We start from the raw sequence: 2,199 nt of genomic DNA, 5'->3' as shown, positions 1-2,199 counted from the left end.
GCCACGCGCTGGCCCTGCCCGGCGCCACCGTGCAGGGGCGCGCATCCTCCCCGGGCTCCCCCGGCTCCCAGGGGGCCGGACGCGAGACCGCCGGGCTGGTCGCCCGCGACGTCGAGGTGGCGGTGGAACGGCCCGACGGCAGCCGCGTCTGGGCGCTCCAGACCCTGCAACGCACGGAGTTCGAGGGGGAGCCGGCGGTCCTCGCCTGGAGCTACGACATCACCGCCCGCAAGCGCGCCGAGGAGGATCTGCGCCACGCCAAGGACCAGGCGGAGGTCGCCGCCCGCTCCAAGTCGGAATTCCTGGCGACCATGAGCCACGAGATCCGCACCCCCATGAACGGCGTTCTGGGCATGCTGGAGCTGGTCGCCCTGACCCCGCTGGATGCGGAGCAGACCGAGATCGTCACCACCGTGCGCGACAGCGCGACGGCGCTGCTGCGCATCATCGACGACATCCTCGACCTGTCCAAGATCGAGGCCGGCAAGCTCGACCTCGACGAGATGGACCTGGACCCGAACGAGCTGGTGGAGGGGGTGGCGGAGCTGCTGGCCCCGCAGGCCCACCAGAAGGCGCTGCTGCTGGTCTGCGACCTCGACCGCAAGGTGCCTGCGGCGGTGCGCGGCGACCCCGGACGGCTGCGCCAGATCCTGTTCAATCTGGCCGGCAACGCCATCAAGTTCACCGACGCGGGCCGGGTCGTGCTGCGCACGCGGCTGGAGCCCTGCGCCGCCGGTTCGGACCGGCTGCGCCTGCGCTTCTCGGTGGAGGACACCGGCATCGGCATCAGCACCGCCGGTCAGGCCCGCCTGTTCCAGCCCTTCAGCCAGGCCGACAGCTCCACCACCCGCCGCTTCGGCGGCACCGGGCTGGGGCTGGCCATCTGCGCGCGGCTGGTGGAGATGATGGGCGGGCGCATCGGGGTGAACTCCGCCCCGGGCTGCGGCGCCACCTTCTGGTTCACCGTGGATCTGGCGCCGGGGGACCCGCGCGCCGCCCCCGGCGACGACACCGACCTGAGCGGCCTGTCCATCATCGTGGCGGAGCCGGACCCGGTGCAGCGCGCCGTCCTGATCCGCGCGCTGGAGGACAAGCGGGCCGCCGTCGCCGACGCCACCACGGCGGCGGAGGCGGTGGAGCTTCTGACCATGGCCGACGCCGACCTGCTGGTCCTGTCGGACGGCCTTCCGGAGCATCACCCGGAGGACGCGCCCGGTGCCCCCAACCCGCGGCTGTCCGCGGCGGAGGTGCTGGCCCGCATCGCCGCCGCCGGGGTCCGCCCGCCCCCCACCCTGCATCTGGTGGACGGGCGGGAGCAGGCCATCGACTGCCCTCCTGATCACGGCGCCCCCGGCCAGGGGGAGGACGGCGCGGCGTCCGGTCATCGTCATTTGGGCCACGACCATCTGGGCCGCCCGATCCGCCGCGACGCCCTGTTCCGCCGCTTGGCCGCCCTGGCCGGACGGGCCGTGCCGCCGGAACGCCACGCCGAGCCCCCGCCGCCCACCACCCCGCCATACGTCGCGGAGGGCGATCCGACGGCCCCCGGCGCGCCGCCGGACCCGCCGATGATCCTGGTGGCGGAGGACCACCCGACGAACCAGCAGGTGATCCTGCGCCAGCTCCGCCAGCTCGGCTTCGAGGCCGACCTGACCGGCGACGGGCTGGCGGCGCTGACCGCCTGGAAAGGGCGGCCCTACCGCTTGCTGATCACCGACTGCCACATGCCGCGCATGGACGGCTACGAGCTGTCGCGCCAGATCCGCAGCGCCGAGTCGGGTCCGGAACCGGCGGGCGGCCCCCGCCCGCGCACCACCATCATCGCCATGACCGCCAACGCCCTGGCCGGGGAGATGGAGCGCTGCACCGCCGCGGGCATGGACGACTACATCGCCAAGCCGGTGACCCTGAAGCAGCTCGCCGCCGTCCTGAACCGGGCGCTGGGCGAAGGCAGCGCCGCGGCGCCCGACGAGCCGTCCGCGGCGGAGGCCGCCGGAACGGCGGGCCGGGCGCTCGACCTCGACCATGTCCGGACCACCTTCGGCGCGCTCGACGGGGAAGCGCTGGACATGCTGGATTTCTTCCTGGAGACCACCCGCCCGCTGCTGGACGAGGCCGTCGCCGCCCACGTCGAAGGACGAGGTGCAGCTCTACCAGACCCCGGACAAGCTCACCGGGCGGGTCAGCATCCCCGACGGC

1 protein-coding gene is annotated in these 2,199 nt (G+C 74.1%); it reads left to right on the top strand.

What is annotated here, in order from left to right:
* On the top strand, positions 1 to 2,199 hold a 2,199-nt coding region (locus tag QSG27_RS28650), incomplete at both ends, for an ATP-binding protein (protein WP_306712224.1).

Origin of the sequence: Azospirillum isscasi (genome assembly GCF_030849505.1) — a bacterium.
Taxonomy (GTDB): Bacteria; Pseudomonadota; Alphaproteobacteria; order Azospirillales; family Azospirillaceae; genus Azospirillum; species Azospirillum isscasi.
Note: the sequence above shows the minus strand (reverse complement) of the source record. Positions and strands in the feature narration are given on the sequence as shown.